This window comes from Bacillus cereus group sp. BfR-BA-01408 (genome assembly GCF_022663305.1).
Lineage (GTDB): Bacteria > Bacillota > Bacilli > Bacillales > Bacillaceae_G > Bacillus_A > Bacillus_A pacificus.
In genome coordinates this window covers 1-216 of the sequence record NZ_JAKUFF010000342.1, presented here as the reverse complement: position 1 = coordinate 216, position 216 = coordinate 1, and the positions used below count along the sequence as shown (strand labels likewise).

The window sequence follows — 216 nt, the reverse complement described above, 5'->3', positions numbered from 1 at the left end:
ACAGCATTTAGAAATTGGTAAGTTATTAAACAAAGAAAAAGAAGCAAAAACTTGGGTTGATGACTTCAAGAAACGTGCACAAGAAGCTGGTAAAGAAATTAAAGCAAAAATGCCTGAAAAGGTAAAAGAAAAAGCATTAAAAGAAGGTTACTACGCATTATCTACTGAGGTATTACCTGAGTTTGCTGGTGATTACTTAATCGTAAGTAAAAACAA

At 31.9% G+C, this 216-nt stretch carries 1 pseudogene; it reads left to right on the top strand.

Features of this window, described 5'->3' with window-relative positions:
- Positions 1-216: pseudogene (locus MR083_RS27570) on the top strand (ABC transporter substrate-binding protein); the annotation flags it as partial.